Below are 21,596 nucleotides of genomic sequence, written 5' to 3' on the forward strand. Positions count from 1 at the left end.
GCAACAGCCCCGGTCAGCCGAACAGCGCGCGGACATCGATCGTCGACCGCTTGCCGACATCACCGAAGGCGCTGCCGAGCCAGGCCTTTCCGCGCTCGCGGCCCTGGTCGCGCAGCATCTCGAGGAAGGGGCCATAGGCGAGCAGCCGCGTATCGCTGCGTTGCAGCGGCCGCACGCCGCTCGAATCGATCATGTGGAAACGGGTCTTCTGCAGCCGCCGCTCGAGCCGGCCGATGCGCAGGCCGCCACTGGCCGCGAACTCGACCGCCTGCGCAAAGGTGCGCATCTCGCGCGTGAAATGCGAGCTGAACGCGAGCTCGGCGATCCGCGAGTTGATCGAGTCGATGCTGCGCGGGGTTTCGTCGCGGGCCAGCGGGTTCAGCAGCACCAGCAGGATGTCGTTCGACACACACTCGTAGAACAGCGGAAACACCGCCGGGTTGGCCGAATAGCCGCCATCCCAGTAGGTCTCGCCGTCGATCTCGACCGCATGGTGCATCTTCGGCAGGCAGGCCGACGCCAGCAGCACGTCGACATGCAGTTGCTGCTCGCGAAAGACGCGCAGCTTGCCGCTGCCGACATGGGTCGTGCCGACGAACAGCTTGAACGGGCTGGCGCGGCGCAAGCGCTCGAAATCGATCTGCTGCTCGAGCAGCCGGCGCATCGGGTTCAGGTCGAGCGGGTTGAGCTGTTCCGGCGTGAACTGGGCAGCCCAGCTGGCGATCAGCTTGCCTGGCAGCGAGGGTCCGATGTCCTCGCCTTCGCCGTCCACCCACAGGCCGAACGGCATCTGCTCGCCGATCGCGGACCAGAAATCGGCGAGCGCCTGGCGTGCGCCATCGCGCCCGCCAGCCGCCCAGCCACTGGCCAGTGCCACCGCATTCATTGCGCCGGCGCTGCTGCCGCTCAGACCCTCGAAGCGGGTTCGCGGATCCTCGAGCAAGGCGTCGAGCACGCCCCAGGTGAAGGCGCCATGGGCGCCACCGCCCTGCAGTGCGAGGTTCAGCGCCGGTCGGGTCGACAGCCGGCGGCGCAGGCGCGCGGCGAGGCCGTCGGCGTCGCCGCGGCGGTCGGCGGCCGTGCTCGGCCGACCGGTTTTTGTCAGGGGCGTGGACGTCTGCGCGCCACGCAGGTTCGTGCTGGCGTTCAAGGCAAGCTCCTATGCTGCGGTGCAACATGCACCACGGCCGATCCTATAGGGTTTTTACCTAGAGCGCGCCGGTCCTGGCCCAACACGCGTGTCGGACGATGCCTCGTCCCGCATTCGCTAGCGCTGGCGGACCAGGCTGGTCAGCGAGCGTCGCAGCTCGATCAGCTGTGCCTTCAGCTTGCGGCGGTTTTCGGCGCCGACACGCAGCAGGATCTTCTGGCCGGCCGACAGCTGTTCGTAGCCCGGGTCGGCATATTCATACCGAACCCACGGCCGGGTCGACGCCATCGGTCCCTTCACCTCGGTCAGCTGCACCTGCAGCGGGCCGCCCGGTTCCGGTGTCGCCAGCAACTGGTCGATCACCGCGACGAAGCGGTCGTTGAAATGCCGGTTCGGAAATCCGAGGTTTTCGTAGGCCTTCTGCAGCAGCGGATAAATCTGCACGTACAGGCTGGTCGCCGCAGCGATGTCGATCGACGTCAGCAACTTGACCAGCGGGCGGTAACGCTCGGCATTGGCCTCGCTGATGTAGGTCTTGCCGTTGCGCTGCTCGGTCAGGAAGCGGTCCGGCGTCGGGTTCAGCGGCCAGACCGATGGCGGCGCATGGCTGCGGCCGAGGTTGTCGACGGTGGCGGCAAAGCGGCGCGGAAAATCGCCGGTCTGCAGGAACTCGAGCACCGGCTCGCTGCCGAGCAGCGCGGCCAGCGCCTGCCCGGGTTCGAAATCGGCCGACGTGATCTGCTGCGGATCCGACGCCGCCGGCTCGACCGGAAACAGCACTGCCGGCTGCGAGGCCGCGCCGGGCGGTGGCTGGATCGCGTCATACGGCGCATTCGAGGTCGGCGGCAATGGCGGGGGCGGCGTGACCAGCCGGCCGCCGCCGCTTTGCTGCCAGAACCAGGCCAGCATCGCCGCCAGTGCCAGCAGCATCAAGGCAAGAATCACCCAGAAGCCTGTCTTGTTCACCGTTGTTTCCGCCGTTCCGCGATTCGTAGATCCATTGCAACGAATATAACGTCTGGTCGGCGCTGCGGCCAGAAGCGGGACAATCGCCGCAATGGATTCCCTGTCTCAGTTTGCACTTGGTGCGGCGGTCGGTGTTGCGGTGATGGGCCGGCGCACGGCGGTCTGGAAAGCCGCGTTGTGGGGCGGCATCTGCGGCACGCTGCCCGACCTCGATTCCTTCATCGACCATGGCGACCCGGTCAGCAACATGACGCTGCACCGCGGCGACAGCCATGCGCTGTTCTGGCTGACGCTGGTCGCGCCTGCGCTGGCCTGGCTGCCGGCCCGGCTGCACGACGCCGGCCGCGGCTACCGTCGCTGGTGGCTGATGGTCTGGCTGGCGCTGGTGACCCATCCGCTGCTCGACCTGATGACGGTCTACGGCACGCAGCTCGGCCGGCCGTTCACCGATTTTCCGTTCGCCGTCGGCAGCATCTTCATCATCGACCCGCTGTACACGCTGCCGCTGGTGGTCGGGCTGGCGATCGCGCTGCGCAGCGGCGCGCAACGCGGCTGGCGCTGGAATGCCGCCGGTCTGCTGCTCAGCACCGCCTACCTCGGCTGGAGTTTTGCCGCCCAGCAACATGTGTCGCGGATCGCCGGCGAATCGATTGCCGCGCAAGGCATCGATGCGCAACGCGTGCTGGTCACGCCGACCGCATTCAATACGGTGTTGTGGCGGGTGCTGGTGATGACACCGGGCGGCTACCACGAAGGGTTCCATTCGCTGCTCGACAGCGACCGGCAGGTCGCCTTCGATCGCTTCGATGCCGGAACCGAGTTGTACCAGCGGCTCGACGGCGCGTCGCCTGCGGTCGACCGCGTCGCCCGTTTCAGCCACGGCTTTTTTGGTTTGTCGCAGCGCGACGAGCAGGTGCTGATCAGCGACCTGCGGATGGGCCAGGAGCCGAGTTATATCTTCACCTTCGTCGTCGCGCGACGGCTGGCCGACAGGCTGAACCCGCTCGACGTGCCGCGGATGGCCGGCTCACGGCCGGACGTCGCGGCCGGGCTGCGCTGGATCTGGCGCCGTGCCGCAGGCGAGCGCATCGCGCCGCCGCGGCATGGGGCGTCCGGCCTCGATCCCGGCTGACGCTGCGTCACGCCTCTGTCTGCAGCGACAGCTCCCAGACGGTGGCGTCGTCGTCGATCTCGTGTTTGCGCATCTTGAAGCCGAGATGCGCTGCCAGCCCCTGCATCGACTTGTTGTCGTGCAGCACGTGGCCGATCACGCGGCGGGTGCCGCGCGCCTTCAGATAACGCAGCAGCTTGTCCATCAACATGCCGCCCAGTCCCTTGCCTTTCAGGTCAGAGCGGACGATCACCGCAAATTCCGCTTCGACATTGTCCGGGTCGCAGACCGCACGGACGACGCCGAGCGTCTCGTCGCCGTCGGCGCCGGGCTTTACCGCGATGAAGGCCATTTCGCGTGAATAGTCGATCTGCGTCAGCCGGGCCAGTTCGCTTTGCGGCAATTCGCGGCGCACGCTGAAAAAGCGCAGCCGCAGGTCTTCGGCGCCGAGCCGCCCGGCAAAGGCGCGGTGTCGCGGGCCGTCCTCCGGCCGGATCGGCCGCAACACGATGGTTTCGCCCTGCCATGGCACCGATTCGACCAGATCGGCCGGGTAGGGCATGATCGAAAAACGCGCTGCGCCGGCCGGCTTGGCAGCATCGAGCCTGATCCGCGCATCGAGCGCCAGCACCCCTTCGTGGTTCGCCCACAGCGGGTTGATGTCGAGTTCGGCCAGTTCGGGCAGATCGGCGAGCATTTGCGACAACCCGATCAGCACATCGGCAATCGCATCCTGGCGCGCCGGCGGATGATCGCGGTAGCCGGCCAGCAGCCGGGCGACTCGGGTGCGCGAGATCAGCTCGCGGCCGAGCACGCGGTTCAGCGGCGGCAATGCAACCGCCCGGTCGGCAATCACCTCGACCGCGGTGCCGCCCTGGCCGAACAGGATCACCGGGCCGAATACCGGATCGACGCTGGCGCCGGCAATCAGCTCCTGCACATACGGCATGCTGGCCATTGTCTGCACCGAAAAACCGTTGATCCGCGCGTCCGGTTTTGCCGCCTTGACCCGCTGCAGCATCTGCTCGGCCGCAGCGCACAAGCTGCCTTCGTCCTGCAGGTTCAACGCGACGCCGCCGACATCGGACTTGTGGCTGATGTCGTGCGACAGGATCTTCAGCACGACCGGATAACCGATCTCGCCGGCACAGGCGACGACCGCGGCGGCAGTCGCGCCGCATTCGACCGATCTGACAACCGGAATGCCGTAGGCGTGCAGCAGCTTCTTCGCTTCGATCTCGTCGAGCATCTCGCGGCCGTCGCCGAGTGCGGCATCGATGACACGCCGCGCGGTGGCGATGTCCGGCGCGCCGTTTTCATCGGCGGTTGGCGCCTCGAGCATCAGCGTCTGGTTGCGCCGGTAGGTCGACAGCAACGCAAATGCGCGCACCGCTTCCTCCGGCGTGTCGTAGTTCGCCGCGCCGGCATCCTCGAAGATGCGGCGCGCGGCGGCCACCGATTCGTCGCCGAGCCAGCAGGCCAACACGCGATCGGTCGCCTGGCGGACCATCGGCGCACAGGCGCGGGCGATCTCGTCGCTGCGCACGATCGCGGTCGGCGCATGCATGAACAGCACCGCACCGGCCGTGCGGTCGGCAAGCACCGCCTGCAAGGTGTCGCAATAGCGTTCGACCGGCGCGTCGCCGATGATGTCGATCGGGTTGCTGCGCGACCAGGTCGGCGGCAGTACCTCGTCGAGTTGATTGCGCAGCTTCTCGCTCATCTCGGACAAGCCGACGCCGCTGAGCGCCGCGGCGTCGGCGGCCATCACGCCGGCACCGCCGCCGTTGGTCATCAGCGTCATCGTCTGGTCGCGGTTCGATGCGAAGCGGGCCAGCGTCTCGGCGGCCATGAACAAATCCTGCAGCGTATCGACGCGCAACATGCCGGCGCGGCGGAATGCGGCATCGAAGACGATGTCGGCACCGGCCAGCGCACCGGTATGCGATGCCGCTGCCGCCATGCCCTTGCCGGCGCGGCCGGCCTTCACGACGATGACCGGCTTGTTGCGTGCCGCCGCCCGCGCTGCCGACATGAATTTGGCAGGCGATTCGATCGATTCGATGTAGAGCAGGATCGAGCGGGTGCGGATGTCGCTGGCGAGGTGATCGAGCAGGTCGCCGAAATCGACGTCGGCGTGTTCGCCGAGCGACACCATGTGCGAGAAGCCGATGTTGCGCGAGCCGGCCCAGTCGAGCACCGCGGTGACCAGCGCGCCGGACTGCGAGACGAATGCCACCTGCCCGGCCAGCGCCTGCGCATGCGAAAAGCTCGCGTTCAGTCCGATGTGCGGGCTCAGCAGGCCGAGGCAGTTCGGCCCGAGCACGCGCAGCAGGCCGGGCCGCGCCGCATCGAGCATCGCCTGCTTCTGGTCCTTGGTCAGTCCGGCCGTCATCACGATGGCGGCGCGGCAGCCGCAGCCCGCGAGTTCGTCGATCAGCTCGATGACAGTTCCGGCGGGGCTGCAGATCACCGCCAGATCAGGCGCGTCGGGCAGATCCTTCGGCCGCGCAAAAACCGTCTCGCCATCGAGCTTGCGGTATTTCGGATTGACGGCAAAAACCGCACCGCCAAAGCTGCCGGCGCGCAGGTTGCGCCAGACCGTCGCACCGACGCTGCCGGCGCGCTTCGACGCGCCGATCACCGCAACCGATTTCGGATTGAGCAGATATTCGAGGTGGCGGATGCTCATCGTTCGTTCTCATTCGCTTGCGCTCGCGCGCCAGATCGAGCAATTGCTCTGCAGCGCGATGGGTTCACCTCCGTTTCCATCAAGCGGCAACCGCGGATCCGGCTCGGCCGGTCCGCCAGTTGCGCCCCCTTGAGGGGGAGCGGCGTAAGCCGCTCCGGGGGTGGGCGAATCAATGCGACATCACGATCGGCACCGTCATCGAGCCGAGGATGCCGCGGGTTGCACCGCCGAGCAGCCGTTCGGTCCATCGCGAATGCCCATAGGCACCCATCACGATCAGGTCGGCCTGGCCATCGGCGGCACGTGACAACATCGCCTCGGCGATCGGTATTTCGGACACCTCGGTCTTGATCTCCGCGCTGACGCCCTGCCACATCAGCCAGCGCTGCAGTGCCTGCAGTCGCGTGCTCTGCGCGAGTTCGTCGTCGGCCTTCGATTCGATCCAGTTGATCACCTCGACGCCGTCGGCGATGCGCAGCAGCGGCAGCGCGTCCGATACCGCACGCGCCGCCTCGCGGCTGTCGTCCCAGGCGATCATCACCTGGCTGCCGACGCTGCGGAAAACGCCGGCGTCCGGCAGGATCAGCGTCGGCCGCGCGCAGTCGAGCACCATCTGTTCGAGCGCACGCTGCTGCTTGCGACGATCGGGCGCGTCCAGACCCGCCTGCGAAACGATGCACAGATCGCTGCAGTGCGCATGGTGGACAAGCGAGCCGATCCGATCGGCTTCGTCGACGACCGCTTCGAACGATGGCAGCCCGGCCTCGCTGCAGGCCTGCTGAAAGGCGGCGGCGTTTTTTGCCGCTTCGTCGCGCAGGCTGCCCCAGGCCAGTTCGACCAGATTGCCCATCGAGCCGGACGGGTCGGTGACGACCGGCAGATCGACGATGCCGGTCGGCGCAAGGCCGACCAGATGGGCTTCGAATCGCCGTGCCAGCTCGATCGCCGTTGCGGTGCGTACCGCATTGCGTTCGTCGCTGCCGAGCAGCACGATCAGGCTCCGGTAGGTCATCGTCCGCCCCCTCAGTCGTCGAGCCGCGCAGCGTCGGCGCAGCGTGACAACCACTGGTCGTATAGATCGCTCTGCATTGCCAGCATCGATTGCTGCCAGCTCAGCAGGCCGAGCCACTGCGCCTGCTGGAACTGCAGCATCTGCTGGAAGATCGGCCCGAAACCCGCGTTCATCGCGGACAAGTCCGTTCGCTGTGTCGATTTCATGATGGCTCCTGAAATTCGCTGGATCCGCAACACACTGTAGTCCAGCCGACCGGCTGCCGGTTGACGCAGGACAAGAACCGGCGCATCCGCGTCGGCCGACGCGGGTAGCATCGATCGGATGTCCGCCAACGACAAATCCCGCACGCTGCCACAGGCGAAAACCCGCGTCGCCGACTTGCGTCGCCGGCTCGAAGCCCGGCAGGGTCGTCCGGTCAAGCTGATCGAGACCCACGTCTCGTGGCTGCTGCTGACCGCCAACGAGGCCTTCAAGCTGAAGAAGCCGCTGCGCTTGCCATTCCTCGATACCTCGACGCTGGCGGCCAGAAGGGCCTTCTGCGAAGAGGAATTGCGGCTGAACCGCCGTCTGGCGGCATCGATCTACCGGGGCATCGTCGAAGTGCGCGAAGGGCCGGATGGCGCCGATTTCGATGCGACGGGGCCGGTGGTCGATGTTGCAGTGCGGATGCGGCGCTTTGCCGATGGTTGCCTGTGGAACGAGCGGCTCGCCGCGGGCACGCTGACAGCGCAGCAGATCGATGCAATGGCGCGGCGACTGGCAGAGTTCCACCGCGATGCTGCGGTATTGCCGTCGGACAGCCGTTTTGGCTCACGTGAAGTCATTGAGCGGATCACGCGCCAGGTGCTCGATGCGCAGCCGGCCGATCCGGCCGGGCCTGAGTTGACGCATCTACGTCGCTGGCTGCCTGGCGAACTGGCCAGGCTCGATGCTTTCTGGGCCGAGCGGCGCAGCCAGGGGCGGATCCGCGAATGCCATGGCGACCTCCATCTGGGCAATCTGCTGCAGGAGGATGGCGCCGAGCCGACCGCATTCGACGCGATCGAATTCGACGCCGAGTTGCGCAACATCGATGTGATCGACGACATCGCCTTCGTCGTGATGGATCTGCTGGCACAGGGCCACAGCGCCGAGGCCTGGCGTTTTCTTGATGCCTACCTCGAAGCCGGCGGCGATTTCGAGGGCCTGCCAGGGCTGCGGTTTCTGATGGTCCGACGGGCGCTGGTACGCGCGCTGGTCGGCGATCTGTCGGCCGGAGTCGACGCGCAGCCCATACCCGTCTGCACTGCCGCCGGCTATCGTGGGCTGGCAGCCGAGCTCGCTGCGCCGGCCGCGCCCTGGCTGCTGATCACCCATGGCCTGCCGGCATCCGGCAAGAGCCACGTCGCCGCAGAACTGGTGCATCGCGGTGGCGCGATCCGGCTGCGCTCCGATGTCGAGCGCAAGCGGCTGTTCGGCCTGACCGCGCTCGAGTCATCACGGCGGGTCGGCGACATCTACGGCGAAGCGGCGACCCGTCGGACCTACCAGCGGCTGCTCGATCTCGCCGAGCTGCTGCTGCGCGCCGGCTGGCCGGTGGTTGTCGATGCGGCGTTCCTGCGCCGCAGTGAGCGGCAGCAGTTTGCTGCGCTGGCCGAATCGCTGGGCCACCGGTTTGCCGTCGTCGATTGCCGGGCGCCGCAGGCGCTGCTGCGCCAGCGCATCGCGCGCCGGCTGCAGCGGGCCGACAATCCATCCGAAGCCGACTTGTCGGTGCTCGATCGGCTGAGCGCGGTCGCCGAGCCGCTGACGCCGGCCGAAGCGGCGCAGTCGCTGAGCATCGATGCCGCCGATCCGGGCGGCCACCCGGCCGCGATCAACCGCTGGCTGTCCGCAGCCCTACCGTCAACCGAATCTCGATGAAACCGAAACCCGAACGCCGACCGGCAGCCGCCGCCAGCCACAACGAGCGCAGCGAACATTGGCGGCTCGACGCCGGCGACGATGCGGTGGCGACGCTGCTGGTGCCGCCGCATGCCAGCCGCGAACGCCGCTTCGAGATCAGCTGCTCGATGAGCGTGCAGCGGGTCGACGACGCCGAGCTGGCCTGGCATCAGCTGCGTGTGCTCGCCGACGGCCAGCAGCAATGGCAGCGCCGCGTCGACACCCATGCCGGCATCGACGGCCTCGATTACCGCTTCGAGCGTCGCGTGCCGCCGGGCCAGGGCCTGCGCATCGGCGTCGAAGTGGCATCCAGCGGCGCGCGGCGGCGCAGCCTGCTGATCGAGGTCGACGAAGTGCGCGACTGACGGCGGTTCGGCGCCAGCTCAGAGTTCCGGCACCTTCGGCCCGCCGGTGCTGCCCATTGCTTCGGGTGCCGACAGCGCCGGCGCCTCGGCGGCGCGCAGGCTGGGCGCACCGGCGTCACCGGCCTGGATGCCGTAGGCCTTCTGCAATGCGAGCAGTTCGCCGTCGCCATCGGCCAGCCAGTTGTGCAGCAGCATCCGCGCGACCGCCAGCACGACCGGACCGGCAAACAGCCCGACCAGACCGAAGGCGAACAGCCCGCCGACGACACCGGTGAATACCAGCCAGAACGGCAGATCGACGCCGCGCTGGATCAGGATCGGCCGCAACACGTTGTCGGCGGTGCCGACGATCACCGACCAGACCGCGAGGAAGATGCCCCAGCCGGTATCGCCACTCCAGAAGACCCAGATCACCGCCGGCGCCAGCACCGGAATCGTGCCGACCTGGATCAGGCACAACACGAATGCAAGGCCGCTGAGCAAGGCGGCAAACGGCACGCCGGCAAGCACCAGGCCGATGCCGGTCATCACGCTCTGGATCACTGCGGTGCCGCCGACACCGACCGCCACACCGCGGATCGCCCGTGTCGCCAGCGTCACCGCATTGGCGCCGCGCAGACCGGCGATGCGCGCGCCGATGCGCTGCACCAGCTGGGCAGCGTCCTCGCCGCGCATGTAGAGCAGCGCGGCAAACGCCAGCGCCAGCACGCTTTCGATCGCCAGAAAACCGACGCCGCTGGCGCGCGCGACCAGCCCCTTGGCCACCGCGCCGGCATAAGGCGCAAGTTGCGACAGCAGGCCCTGGATACCGGTGGTTGCGACCTGGTTCCACAACTCGAGCAGCCTTTCGCCGACCAGCGGCAGCGTCGCAATCCATTCGGGCGGGGTCGGCAGCCGGTAGCTGCCGAGCGTCTTCGCACGCTCGGCGATTTCGCTGGCGTTGACGACCGCTGCGGTGATCGCGATCGACAACGGCATCACCAGCAGGATCAGCAGGCCGAGCGTCAGCAGCGTGGTCGCCGCCCAGCGCCGCCCGCCCAGCCGGGCCTGCAGCCACAGCAGCGCCGGCCAGCTGGCGACGACGATGATCGTCGCCCACATGCCGGCGATCAGGAAGGGCTCGAGGATCTTCAGCGCGGCGACGCCGAGCGCAAACAGGAAGCCGATGACCAGCGCGGCCCGCGTCATGTGTTGTGAGGCTTGGGGATGCTCGGGAGTGGCACTCATCGAAGGCTTTTCGTCGTCAGGGTCGGTTGATCCAATCATCGCCGGTTCGGCTGCGCGCCGTCGCACATCCGGGTGGCTTATCCTCTCTTTTTATCGTTGCGGCAGCCGGCCAACCACATCATGTCGAACCGACTCACACAGATTGCAACCCGCACCGGGGATGACGGCAGCACCGGCCTTGGCGACGGCCAGCGGGTGCCGAAGGACGATTTGCGGATCCAGGCGATGGGCGATGTCGACGAACTCAATTCGCAGATCGGCGTCTTGCTCGCAGAGCCCTTGCCCGACGAGATCCGCGAACTGCTGGTCGTGATCCAGCACGAGTTGTTCAACCTCGGCGGCGAATTGTCGATCCCCGGCTTTGCGTTGCTGAAGGAAGAGGCGGTGCTGCACCTCGACGAGTCGCTGGCGAAATGGAATGCGCAGTTGCCGCGGCTGGTCGAATTCATCCTGCCGGCCGGCACGCGCAGCGCCGCGCTGGCGCACGTTGCACGCACCGTCGCCCGGCGCGCCGAGCGGGCGGTGATTGCGCTGGCCAATGCGCCGCAGCCACCGGCACTGAATGACGGCAATGCGCCGCCGACGCCGGCGGTGCGCGCCGAACCGCGGCAATACCTGAACCGGCTCAGCGACCTGATGTTCGTGCTGGCGCGGGTACTCAACCGCGCCAACCTCGATGGCCTCGGCGGCGACGACGTCTACTGGCGCAGCGAAAAGCTGGCGCGTGAGCAGGGCAGCAACTAGCGCAGCGGCGGCGGTGGCGGCGCCGGTTCGATCGCGACCGGAACCGCCGGCCGCTCGGAGGCATGCATGCGGTCCTCGAGTTGCCCAAAGTGGGCGGCCAGCCCGTTGCCCTGCTGCTCGACCGAACGCTGCAGCTGGTCGAGGCGGGTATCGAGGTGGGCGCGCAGATCAGTGAAGCGGGATGCCTCGGCCTTGTCGGCCAGTTCGCTTTTTGCGTGCAACTCCTTTGCCATCCGCCGCGACTCCATCAACGCGCGGCCCTGCATCGACAACGCCCAGGCGACGAAGCCGAGCAGCGCAACCCCGAGGATGCCGAGCATGATGATGCCCAGCGGCGCATGGATGTCGACAAAACCCAGCGTCAGCGCGGTCGGCACCAGAAACGTCGGCCAGTTCATGGCGACGAACAGAGCGGTCAGCAGCAGGGCGAGGATGAACAGCAGGGTACGGACCATCGGCAACTCCTGATCGTGCGAATGCGCGAGCGTAACCCGATGTTCGCCGATCGGCGGGTCGGCGGCGCAGCATTCGCGCCGTCGGACGGTCAATCGGTGCCGAGCAGGACCCGGCCGATCGCCTCGGCGACCTCGATGCCGTCGACCGCCGCCGACATGATGCCGCCGGCATAACCGGCGCCTTCGCCGGCCGGATACAGCCCGGCGACATTGAGGCTTTGCAGATTGCGGCCACGGCCGATGCGCAACGGCGACGAGGTCCGCGTTTCGACGCCGGTCAGCACCGCATCGGGCATCGCAAAACCCTTGATCTGCCGCTCGAATGCCGGCAGGGCCTCGCGGATCGCGTCGATCGCATAACCGGGCAGGCTGGGGCGAGCCGGATCGCCGAGCGCGGTCGGCGTGACGCCCGGCTTGTACGACGGCTCGACCGAACCGAGCGCGCTCGACGCCTGGCCCTTGATGAAATCGCCGACCAGCTGGGCCGGCGCCAGGTAGCCGCCGCCACCGAGCTCATAGGCGCGCGACTCCCAGTAGCGCTGGAAGGCGATGCCGTCGAGCGGGTCGACGACGCCGTCTGGCGCCGGGCCTTGGGCGTAATCGGCTGGCGTGATGCCGACAACGATGCCGGCATTCGCATTGCGCTCGTTGCGCGAATACTGGCTCATGCCGTTGGTGACGACGCGCTCGACCTCCGACGTCGCTGCGACGACGGTGCCGCCCGGGCACATGCAGAAGCTGTAGACGGAGCGGCCGTTGCCGGCATGGTGGACAAGTTTGTAGTCGGCCGCGCCGAGCAGCGGATGGCCGGCATTCGGCCCGAAACGCGCGCGGTCGATCAGCCCTTGCGGGTGTTCGATGCGAAAGCCGATAGAAAACGGCTTCGCGACCATCGCGACGCCGCGTTGATGCAGCATCGAGAAGGTATCGCGCGCGCTGTGGCCAAGCGCCAGCACGACCTGGTCGGCGCGCAGCTGCTCGCCACTGGCCAGCACGACGCCGCGCACCGCGCCGCGCTCGATCACGAGGTCGACGACACGTTGCTCGAAGCGGATCTCGCCGCCGAGCGATTCGATTTCGGCGCGCATCTTCTCGATCATGCTGACCAGCCGGAAGGTGCCGATGTGCGGCTTCGCGACCCAGAGAATCTCCTCCGGTGCGCCGGCCTTCGCAAATTCGGTCAGCACCTTGCGCGTCAGATGCCGCGGGTCGCTGATCTGGCTCCACAACTTGCCGTCCGAGAAGGTGCCGGCGCCGCCTTCGCCGAACTGCACGTTCGACTCCGGATTCAGCTGCTGCTTGCGCCACAGGCCCCAGGTGTCCTTGGTCCGTTCACGCACCGCCTTGCCGCGCTCGAGCACGATCGGCCGCAGGCCCATCTGCGCGAGCAGCAGTGCGGCAAACAGCCCGCAAGGCCCGAAGCCGACGATCACCGGCCGCACGGACCTTTCGGCCGCGAAGTCGGCCGGCGCATGGCCGACGAAGCGGTACGAGGTATCGGGTGCAACGCGCACATGCGGATCGCCGGCCATCCGCTGCAGCACCGCGGCCTCGTCGGCCAGCTCGCAGTCGATCGTGTAGATCAGCACGATCGCGCTCTTCTTGCGTGCATCGTGGCTGCGCTTGAAAACCGTGAAGCCGCGCAACGCCGCCGCGTCGCCGAGCCCGAGCCGCCCGACAATGGCTTCGCGCAGCGCCTCTTCAGCGTGGTCCAGTGGCAGGCGCAGGTCGGTGATTCGCAACATCGCCCGATTTTCCGCGATCGGCCGATGCCGCCGCGCCGATCACCGAGAATGCCCGGCCGAGGCAGATCTCACCTGGAGCAGCGATGGACCGGCTGAATGCGATGCGGATTTTTGCCCGCGTCATCGATACCGGCGGATTTGCCGCGGCGGCGCGCGATCTGCAACTGTCGCCGGCCGCGGTGACGCGCCAGATCGCCGAACTCGAGGAGCATCTGGGCGCGCGTCTGATCAACCGCACGACCCGCCGGCTTGCGTTGACCGGCGCCGGTGCCAACTACCTCGACCGGGTGCGGCAGATCCTGACCGATGTCGACGAGGCCGAGGCGCAGGCCAATCTGGCTACCTCCGACCCGCGCGGCCATGTGCGCGTGCTGGTGCCGCCGGCGTTTGCGGTGCACCAGATTGCCAAGAACCTGCCGCGTTTCCATGCCGACTATCCGCATGTCACGGTCGAGCTGGTGACGAGCGGCCCGGTCGAGACGGTCGACGAAAGCGTCGACATCACGATCATCATCATCGGCAACCGGCTGCTCGAGGGCGAATTCATCGCCCGGCGGCTGGCGCAGACCGAAGTGATCGTCTGCGCGACGCCGGAATATCTTGACCGCCATGGCCGGCCGCAGCACCCGAATGATCTGCAGGATCATGCCGCGATGGTCCCTGCCTTCCTGCGCGAACTGCGGTTCCAGCAAGGCCATTTTGGCGACGACGAACCGGGCGGCGACAGCGTGCGCCTGCAGCTGCGCCGACCGGTTCTGAGCACCAACCATGTCGACACGATGTATGCCGCTGCGCTGGCCGGCCTCGGCATTGCCGGGCTGCCGTCGTTTGTCGTCGAGGATGCGCTGCTGGAAAACGCACTCGAGCGGGTGTTGCCGGAGTGGCACATGCAGGCGTCGACGATTTATGCCGCGATGCCGACGCGCAAACATGTGCCGGCGCGGACCCGGGCCTTTCTCGACTTCCTGATCGCGCAATTCGGCAGCGTCGGCGGCGACCGCGATCCGTGGCTGCTCGCGGCCGGCTGTGAAACCAAGCGCTGATCAGCCTGCCCGCAGCCTGGCGCGTCGGGCCAAAAAAAAGCCGCCTCGAAAGGCGGCTTGCTGACGCACCGGGTCTGCCCGGCTGCCGGCCTTATTCAGCAGCGCCGGCCTTGAACGGCGCTTGAACGCCAACGGCCACCGCGCCATAGGCTTCGTTGGCCGTGGTGGCGCCTGCCTGCGCCAGTTCACGACGGACCTGCTCCCGGCTCAAGCCGCTGCGACGCGACGCCAGCAGTGCCGCATCGGCCTGGCTGTAGGCCTCCGCGGTCTGCACGATTTCACCGGCCTGGCGGGCGCGCACCAGCTCGGCGGTGACTTCGGCGCGGCTCAGCGTCGACGCCACCGGCAATTGCTGGCCGACCGCTTCGAAGGCGGATGCAGAGGTGCCGATGATGGCGAGGGCAGCGGCGGCGATCAGGGCATTGGTTTTTGCATTCATGATGATTTCCTTCACAGTAAGAGTTGATCCGGGCAGGACGGCATCGCTTGGCTGAAACCGTCTTGTCCACCTCGGTGAGTCTTCACATGGATGACTGGCTCATCGATGGACTGAACTCTAAGGGTTTGTCCCAGTTAGATAAACTGCTCAGTCATGAATTGATCATTCCGATAATCGGAATAATCCTCGCCACGACATGGCTACCTGCAGACGCGGTAGCCGTGTCGCTCGAGGTGCAGATGGTCGGCGTGCGCGGCGTTGTAGTCCGGACTCAGCACACCATCAAAAAAGCGGCAGGCGCCATCGCGGATCTCGCGCAGAAAGGTCGCGTCGGCGCCGGAGCCGCTCCAGCCATCGACGAGCCGGATGCGCCTGCCGCCGCTCAGCGTGACGCCGGCGATATCGATTGCATCGGCGCTGGCATGACGGCTGCGCGGGCCGTCCGGCCGACCATAAACATTGCGGCAGACATAGCTGCCGAGATGGTCGAGACGTGCGATCGGCTGCTGCAGATGGCGCCCGGCGGCCGGCCGCACGACGTGACGCTCCCACAAGGCCAGCGAGACCGCGGCCGGGCACGACAGCGTCAGCGGCGCAGACAGTGCGGATGCGCTGCGGCTGATGCGCACCGCATCATCGAAGCCGCATCCGGGTGCCGGGTGGTGATCGGCAAGCGGGCGGAAGTCGAAACCGCTGCCGTCCAGCACCGCGAGGCAGCGTTGCGGATCGCCGTCGAGGCGGGCCAGCTTGTAGCGGGTCAGCCATCCCGGCGTTTCGTCGATGCGCAGCGGTGCGAACGGATTCCAGCGGTCCGGCGGGCGCCATCCGATGTCGTGCCAGACGTGCCATGCCACAGCGGCCGCTGCCAGCAGCAGTGGCCAGATGATGATCGCGGCGATGCGGCCGCGCTTGGTGCTTGCCATCGGTGCAGATGCTGCCGCAAGGCTGCCGCAACGGCGATCGGCCGGTGACGCGGCGCCTCGTACGCCGGCGCGGCGATTGCTGTAGGACAAGTCCGGCGGTCATGCGGGCCCGGCTCCGATGCACTTCGGCCGGCAATGCGGCACACGATGATTGCGTCTCCGACTCCATCCGCCAGCCGGCGCGCTTGCGCCTGCCGGGCGGATCAGCCATGAAGCTTGTCACCACGGGCTACCGCCTGGTTCACGTGCTGATGGCGGTGCTGTTTGCACTCGCCGCAATCCTGCTGACCATCATTGCCGCCCGCGTCGGCTGGAACGCGCTGGACGGCGGCTTCAACCGCACCGCGGCGCAGGAGTTGATCGAAGCCGTCGGTCTGCTGGCCGCTGCAGTGGTCGCGCTGCAGATCAGCGAAACGATCACCGAAGAAGAGGTGATCCGCGATGCCGACGTCAGCGCACCGACCCGCGTGCGGCGTTTCCTGTCGCGCTTCTTTGTCGTCGTCACCGTCGCGCTGGCGATCGAGGGGCTGGTCGCGACGTTCAAGTCGATGAACGATCAATCGGTCGAACTCGTCGATGCCGCGTTGCTGATCGTCGCCACCGGCGTGATGCTGGCAGGCTGGGGTTTCTTCGTCAGGATGAACCGCTACGCCGAGGAGCTCGAACCGGAGGCGATGGCGGAGGCCAAGCGCGAGGACGGCAAGCTGAGGCGATGAGCCCCAGCGCCGTCCGTCAATAAAACGCGTCGATGCGTTGCGCGCCCATCAGCAGCTCGAGCAGCCGCGACAGCGGACGCAGCGCCGAATAGCGCGCCGCGACATGGTGGGCGTAAGCGAAGAATCGCGGCAGGTCCTCGCTGTATTTCGGCTTGCCGTCGCGGTGCTTCAGGCGGCAGAAGATGCCGAGCACCTTCAGGTGGCGCTGCAGGCCCATCCATTCGACCTGGCGCCAGAATTCGCCGAAATCGGGGTCGACCGGCAGGCCGGCCTTGCGCGCGCCTTCCCAGTAACGCACCGCGATGTCGAGCTCGAATTCCTCGTCCCAGCTGATGAAGGCATCCCGCAGCAGCGACGCGAGGTCGTAGCTGACCGGACCGTTGACCGCATCCTGGAAGTCGAGGATGCCGGGGCCGTTTTCGGTGACCATCAGGTTGCGCGGCATGTAGTCGCGATGCACCGCCAGCGTCGGCTGCGCCAGCGCACTGGCAACCAGCAACGAACAGGCGGCATCCCAGATCGCGCGTTCGTGTTCGGTCCACTGCTGGCCGAGTTCACGCTCGACACACCATTCCGGGAACAGCGACAGCTCCCGGTTCAGCAAGGTGGCGTCATAGGGCGGCAGCGTCGTCGGATCGATCCGCTGCTGCCACTCGAGCAGCGTCGTCGCGGCGTCGCGCATCAGCCGGTCGATGCTGCCGCGGTCTTCGCTGGCCACCGCATCGCCGAGCGCCTGCAGATACAGCGTCTGTCCGAGGTCGCTGAGCAGCAGAAAGCCTTGCTCGGCATCCTGTGCCAGCACGCGCGGCGCATGCAGGCCGGCCGCCTGCAACTGGCCGGCGACCGCGACAAACGGCCGGACGTCTTCCTGCGGCGGCGGCGCGTCCATCACGATCAGGCTGCCGCCGCCAGCGCCGGGTTCGCGATCGATGCGCAGGTAGCGCCGGAAACTGGCATCGGCCGATGCCGGCCGCAGGCTTTGCGGCAGCAGCTGATGGGCGGGTCGGACCGACTCGAGCCAGTCGGCGAACGCAGCTTCCCGTTCGGCACTGGGCCAGGTCAATCGGCTGGGAGTTGGCGTCGGCTCGAGCATGGATAATCGATTCTACGGAGTCGCGCGGTGCCGCTGCTCGACTACCGTGACAACTGGTCGCGGATTCGTTGCTGCCGCCGGCGGGTCGACCTGCCGACATCGGGCAGACGCGCTGTCCGATGCCGGCCTCCCAACCCCGCGGCTGTCTGCCGCACGTCAAGCCCAGCCTTCCGCCTACCCGTGCCCCAGTTGCCCGAATTCCGTCGCCCGCTGCTGATCGGCTGCAGCCGCCTGCTGATTGCCGGCGTACTGGCGTCGGGAGCGCCGCTGGCCGGCTGGTCGCAGTCGGCGCCAGCGGACAGGCCGTTGCCGATCGTGCTCGAAGCGCGAGAAATCACCGGCCGGCCGGACCTCGATGCGGTGGCTCGCGGTGACGCCGAGTTCCAGCGCGGCGAGGTCACGATCACCGCCGACGAGCTGAGTTTCGACTATCCCGATGCGCTGGCGCGTGCGGTCGGCAATGTGCGGATCAGCCGTGACGGCAATGTCTACAGCGGCCCCGAACTGCAGCTGAAGGTGCAGACCTACGAAGGCTTTTTTCTTCAGCCGACCTATTTTTTCAGCCGCACCGGTGCCGGCGGCCATGCCGAGCGGGTCGACTTTCTCGATCGCTACCGCGCGACCGCGCAACGCGCGACCTACTCGAGCTGCCAGGTCGACGATCGCCTCGACGCACAGGGCCGTTATGTCGGGCCGGCCTGGGAGCTGAGCACACGGCGTCTGAAGATGGACTTCGATGCCAACGAAGGCATTGCCGAAGGCGCGGTGCTGCGTTTCTACGGCGTGCCGATCCTAGCCGCGCCGGTGCTCAGTTTTCCATTGACCGATGCGCGCAAGTCGGGCTGGCTGCCGCCGAGCATCGCGATCGACAGCAACAGCGGCCTGCAGGTGGCCGCGCCGTACTACTGGAATATCGCGCCGAACCGCGATGCGACGCTGACACCGACGGTGATCGCGAAACGCGGCGTCGGTGTCGACAGCGAATTCCGTTACCTCGAGCCGCGCTTCAGCGGCAAGCTCGATCTCGACCTGCTGCCGGCCGACCGGCTGGCCGGCCGCGACCGCTATGCACTCGGCATGCAGCACGACCATGCGTTGCCGTCGAAGACGCGGGTTTCGCTGCGCGTGCTGCGCGTTTCCGATGACGACTACTGGAAGGATTTCAGCGAAAACGTGCCGAGCCTGACGCCGCGGTTGCTGCTGTCGGACCTGCAGGCAAGCCGGCCAATTCAGGTCGGCAAACGCGGTGGCGAATGGACCGCGTATGCACGCGTGCAGCGCTGGCAGGTGCTGCAGAACAGCGACCTTGCGAGCCGCATCGAGGCCCCGTACGACCGGCTGCCGCAGGTCGGTGTGCGCACCGCGCAGCAGGTTGGTCCGGGGCTGCGGATCGAATTCAACGCCGAGTTCAACCGCTTCGTCAATCCGACCGATGTCACCGGCGGCGTTCGTGGCGTGCCGACCGGTGCACTGGTCGGGCCGACCGGGCTGCGCGGGCGCCCGACCGGCGACCGCATCCATGCGCTCGGCTCGATCAGCCGCCCGTGGGTCACGCCGGGCTGGACGCTGACGCCGAAACTGTCCTTCAACGCCGCCTCGTATTCGCTCGACCAGCCGCTGGCCAATGGCAGCACCGGTGGCTCGCGGGTGATTCCGACAGCCAGCCTGGACAGCGCCTGGGTGCTCGAACGCGATACCGAGTTTTTCGGCAGGTCGCTGCGGCAGACGCTCGAGCCGCGCCTGCTGTATGTCAATACGCCGTACCGGCAGCAACGCGATTTCCCGGTCTTCGATACCGCGGTGAAGGATTTCAATTTCGATTCGATCTATACCGAAAGCCGCTTCACCGGCATCGACCGCATCTCCGATGCCCACCAGCTGACCGCCGGCGTCACCAGCCGCATGCTCGATCCGGCCAGTGGCGCCGAGCTGATGCGTTTCGGCGTCGCACAGCGGATGCTGTTCCGCGACCAGCGGATCACCGCCGACGGCCTGCCGACGACACAGCGCTTTTCCGACCTGCTGCTGCTCGGCCGGACGACGCTGGTGCCACGCTGGACGCTCGATTCGTCGGTGCAATACAACCCCGACCTCGGTCGCGTCGTCCGCTCGGTCGCCAGCGCGCGGTATTCGCCGGGGCCGTTTCGCACCGTCAGCGCCACTTATCGCCTGACCCGAGGGCTCAGCGAGCAGCTCGAACTCGGCTGGCAATGGCCGCTTTATGGTCCGGTCTCGGGCGGCGATGCGCCGGCGAGGACCTTGCAGACCGAAGGCTCGGCCTGCGGCGGCAGCCTCTACGGCGTCGGCCGGATCAACTACAGCACCAGCGACCGCCGGATCACCGATTCGATCATCGGCCTCGAATACGACGCCGGCTGCTGGATCGGTCGCATCGTTGCCGAGCGGCTCTCGACCGGCCGCAGCGAAGCGACGACGCGGCTGTTGTTGCAACTCGAGCTGGTCGGGCTCTCCCGCCTCGGCAGCAGCCCGCTGCAGGTCTTGAAGGACAATATCCCCGGATACCGGCTGTTGCGCGAATCGACGCCCATTGGCTCGAATGCGGAAATTTATGAATGAACTGACACAAGCGCGTGGTGACGCGGGCCTGCACAAGACAGCGGCGCCGCGCATGCTCGGCAGCTTGCTGGCCTGTGTTCTCGCGGCCGCAGCGGCGCCCGATGTCACCGCCCAGCTGAAGACGCCCGAGCGGGCGTCGGCCCAGCGGCCGGCTGCCGCGGCAGCGCCGGCACCTGCGCCTGCTTCGGCGCGCCGGGGTGACTACATCCTCGCGGTCGTCAACCAGGAACTCGTCACCGCCGGCGAACTCGCGATCCGGCTCGAGCGCGTTCGCGAAGCAGCCCGCGCGGCCGGCAACCGGCTGCCGCCTGGAGACGAACTGCGCAAGGAGATCCTGCAGCAACTGATCGACGAACGGGTGCTGATCACTGCTGCGCGCGAAACCGGGCAGCGTGTCGACGAGGCCGAACTCGACCGCGCGGTGAACAACGTCGCGGTGCAAAACCAGCTGTCGCCGCTTGAACTGCGCCAGCGGCTGCAGCGGGAAGGTATCGACTACGGCCGCTTCCGCAACAACCTGCGCGACCAGATCCTGGTCGAGCGAACCCGCGAACGCGAGGTGCAGTCGCGGATCCGCATCACCGATGCCGAAGTTGATGCCGAGCTTGCCCGCCAGCATGCGGCGTCCGGCGGCGTCCAGTACAACATTGCGCAGATCCTCGTCGCGGTGCCCGAGCGCGCCAGCGATGCGCAGGTGATGGAACGGCGGATCCGTGCCGAAGGCGCGCTGGCGCGCGTGCGGGCCGGCGAATCCTTCGAAGCCGTTGCCCGCCAGATGTCCGACGGAGCCAATGCCGCTGAAGGCGGCGAACTTGGATTGCGGCCGGCCGATCGCCTGCCCGATATCTTTGTCGCCCGCGTCAAGACCTTGAAAACCGGCGAAATCGCGCCGGAACTGCTGCGCAGCGGCGCCGGCTTCCACATCCTGAAGCTGAAGGACCGGCGCGAGCCCGACGCCTTCACGGTGACGCAGACCCACGCGCGGCACATCCTGCTGCGCCCGTCCGCCCAGCTCAGCGAAGAGGCGGCGATGCGCCGGCTGGCCGAATTCAAGCGCCAGATCCAGGCCGGCCGCGCGAGCTTCGAGGCCCTCGCCCGCGACAATTCCGAGGACAACAGCGCGGTCGCCGGCGGTGATCTCGGCTGGACCTCGCCTGGCAGCCTGGTTCCGGAATTCGAGCAGACGATGGATGCGCTGCCGGTCGGCGGCATTTCCGATCCGATCGTCTCGCGTTTCGGTGTCCACCTGATCCAGGTCATCGACCGCCGCGAAGTCGAACTCGACACCCGGCAGCGGCGCGAGCAGGCGCGCAATGTGCTGCGCGAGCGCAAATACGAGGCCGCCTACGAGGACTGGCTGAAGGAATTGCGCGCCCGCGCCTACATCGAGATGCGCGAGCCGCCGCCGTGAG

19 protein-coding genes are annotated in these 21,596 nt (G+C 67.5%); 8 read left to right on the forward strand and 11 right to left on the reverse strand.

What is annotated here, in order from left to right; translation table 11 throughout:
• Positions 1-13 precede the first annotated feature (13 nt).
• The gene (locus ACNH6H_RS12845; protein WP_418318179.1) at positions 14-1,150 is read right to left on the reverse strand and encodes a patatin-like phospholipase family protein; all 1,137 of its coding nucleotides are present in this window, start codon (positions 1,148-1,150) and stop codon (positions 14-16) included.
• A 117-nt stretch (positions 1,151-1,267) separates the two neighbouring features.
• Positions 1,268-2,116, reverse strand: coding sequence for a DUF3014 domain-containing protein (locus ACNH6H_RS12850; RefSeq protein ID WP_418318181.1), 849 nt, complete (start codon positions 2,114-2,116; stop codon positions 1,268-1,270).
• A gap of 91 nt (positions 2,117-2,207) precedes the next feature.
• Between ACNH6H_RS12850 and ACNH6H_RS12855 the strand changes: the two genes are divergently transcribed.
• A complete protein-coding gene (locus tag ACNH6H_RS12855; protein ID WP_418318183.1) occupies positions 2,208-3,248 on the forward strand; it encodes a metal-dependent hydrolase in 1,041 nt (346 codons plus the stop codon).
• Between the two features lie 7 nt (positions 3,249-3,255).
• Here the strand turns inward: ACNH6H_RS12855 and ACNH6H_RS12860 are convergent, their stop codons facing one another.
• The 3 genes from ACNH6H_RS12860 to ACNH6H_RS12870 all read right to left on the reverse strand — a co-directional run bounded on the left by ACNH6H_RS12860 (position 3,256) and on the right by ACNH6H_RS12870 (position 7,104).
• Positions 3,256-5,919 (reverse strand): GNAT family N-acetyltransferase, encoded by a 2,664-nt coding sequence (locus tag ACNH6H_RS12860; protein ID WP_418318184.1) that lies wholly within the window; start codon positions 5,917-5,919, stop codon positions 3,256-3,258.
• Positions 5,920-6,088: 169 nt separating this feature from the next.
• Positions 6,089-6,931 (reverse strand): universal stress protein, encoded by an 843-nt coding sequence (locus ACNH6H_RS12865; RefSeq protein WP_418318185.1) that lies wholly within the window; start codon positions 6,929-6,931, stop codon positions 6,089-6,091.
• Between the two features lie 11 nt (positions 6,932-6,942).
• The gene (locus tag ACNH6H_RS12870; protein ID WP_418318187.1) at positions 6,943-7,104 is read right to left on the reverse strand and encodes a hypothetical protein; all 162 of its coding nucleotides are present in this window, start codon (positions 7,102-7,104) and stop codon (positions 6,943-6,945) included.
• A gap of 151 nt (positions 7,105-7,255) precedes the next feature.
• Between ACNH6H_RS12870 and ACNH6H_RS12875 the strand changes: the two genes are divergently transcribed.
• Complete coding sequence (locus tag ACNH6H_RS12875; protein ID WP_418318188.1) at positions 7,256-8,836, forward strand: AAA family ATPase; 1,581 nt, start codon at positions 7,256-7,258, stop codon at positions 8,834-8,836.
• Positions 8,833-9,222 (forward strand): hypothetical protein, encoded by a 390-nt coding sequence (locus ACNH6H_RS12880; protein WP_418318190.1) that lies wholly within the window; start codon positions 8,833-8,835, stop codon positions 9,220-9,222. Before ACNH6H_RS12875 ends, ACNH6H_RS12880 begins: the two co-directional genes overlap by 4 nt.
• An 18-nt stretch (positions 9,223-9,240) precedes the next feature.
• Here ACNH6H_RS12880 and ydiK read toward each other — a convergent pair whose 3' ends face one another.
• The gene (ydiK, locus tag ACNH6H_RS12885) at positions 9,241-10,449 is read right to left on the reverse strand and encodes an AI-2E family transporter YdiK (RefSeq protein ID WP_418318192.1); all 1,209 of its coding nucleotides are present in this window, start codon (positions 10,447-10,449) and stop codon (positions 9,241-9,243) included.
• A 120-nt stretch (positions 10,450-10,569) separates the two neighbouring features.
• Here ydiK and ACNH6H_RS12890 point away from each other — a divergent pair, with 120 nt between their 5' ends.
• Positions 10,570-11,193, forward strand: a complete 624-nt coding sequence (locus ACNH6H_RS12890; RefSeq protein ID WP_418318194.1) for a cob(I)yrinic acid a,c-diamide adenosyltransferase — start codon at positions 10,570-10,572, stop codon at positions 11,191-11,193.
• On the opposite strand, the gene ACNH6H_RS12895 is transcribed toward ACNH6H_RS12890, so the two are convergent.
• Entirely contained in the window at positions 11,190-11,648 is a 459-nt protein-coding gene (locus tag ACNH6H_RS12895; RefSeq protein WP_418318195.1) for a LapA family protein, read from the reverse strand. The two genes, ACNH6H_RS12890 and ACNH6H_RS12895, sit on opposite strands and share 4 nt — an antisense overlap.
• An 89-nt stretch (positions 11,649-11,737) precedes the next feature.
• The gene (locus ACNH6H_RS12900; RefSeq protein ID WP_418318196.1) at positions 11,738-13,393 is read right to left on the reverse strand and encodes an NAD(P)/FAD-dependent oxidoreductase; all 1,656 of its coding nucleotides are present in this window, start codon (positions 13,391-13,393) and stop codon (positions 11,738-11,740) included.
• Between the two features lie 83 nt (positions 13,394-13,476).
• On the opposite strand from ACNH6H_RS12900, the gene ACNH6H_RS12905 reads away from it, so the two are divergent.
• Positions 13,477-14,436 carry a LysR family transcriptional regulator gene (locus tag ACNH6H_RS12905; RefSeq protein ID WP_418318197.1) on the forward strand — a complete coding sequence of 320 codons (960 nt, stop codon included), beginning with the start codon at positions 13,477-13,479 and terminating at the stop codon, positions 14,434-14,436.
• Between the two features lie 91 nt (positions 14,437-14,527).
• Here the strand turns inward: ACNH6H_RS12905 and ACNH6H_RS12910 are convergent, their stop codons facing one another.
• Entirely contained in the window at positions 14,528-14,875 is a 348-nt protein-coding gene (locus ACNH6H_RS12910; protein ID WP_418318199.1) for a DUF4148 domain-containing protein, read from the reverse strand.
• A 200-nt stretch (positions 14,876-15,075) separates the two neighbouring features.
• Positions 15,076-15,798, reverse strand: coding sequence for an extensin family protein (locus tag ACNH6H_RS12915; RefSeq protein WP_418318200.1), 723 nt, complete (start codon positions 15,796-15,798; stop codon positions 15,076-15,078).
• Between the two features lie 209 nt (positions 15,799-16,007).
• On the opposite strand from ACNH6H_RS12915, the gene ACNH6H_RS12920 reads away from it, so the two are divergent.
• Positions 16,008-16,514, forward strand: coding sequence for a hypothetical protein (locus tag ACNH6H_RS12920; RefSeq protein WP_418318201.1), 507 nt, complete (start codon positions 16,008-16,010; stop codon positions 16,512-16,514).
• Between the two features lie 16 nt (positions 16,515-16,530).
• On the opposite strand, the gene ACNH6H_RS12925 is transcribed toward ACNH6H_RS12920, so the two are convergent.
• On the reverse strand, positions 16,531-17,607 hold the full coding sequence (locus ACNH6H_RS12925; protein ID WP_418318202.1) for an aminoglycoside phosphotransferase family protein: 1,077 nt from the start codon (positions 17,605-17,607) through the stop codon (positions 16,531-16,533).
• 189 nt (positions 17,608-17,796) lie between these two features.
• Between ACNH6H_RS12925 and ACNH6H_RS12930 the strand changes: the two genes are divergently transcribed.
• Positions 17,797-20,184, forward strand: a complete 2,388-nt coding sequence (locus ACNH6H_RS12930) for an LPS-assembly protein LptD (protein WP_418318203.1) — start codon at positions 17,797-17,799, stop codon at positions 20,182-20,184.
• Positions 20,177-21,595, forward strand: coding sequence for a peptidylprolyl isomerase (locus ACNH6H_RS12935; protein WP_418318204.1), 1,419 nt, complete (start codon positions 20,177-20,179; stop codon positions 21,593-21,595). The genes ACNH6H_RS12930 and ACNH6H_RS12935 overlap by 8 nt, the downstream gene beginning before the upstream one ends.
• The last annotated feature ends 1 nt before the right edge of the window (position 21,596 follow it).

The organism is Pseudideonella sakaiensis (assembly GCF_048320135.1).
Taxonomy (GTDB): domain Bacteria; phylum Pseudomonadota; class Gammaproteobacteria; order Burkholderiales; family Burkholderiaceae_C; genus Ideonella_A; species Ideonella_A sakaiensis_A.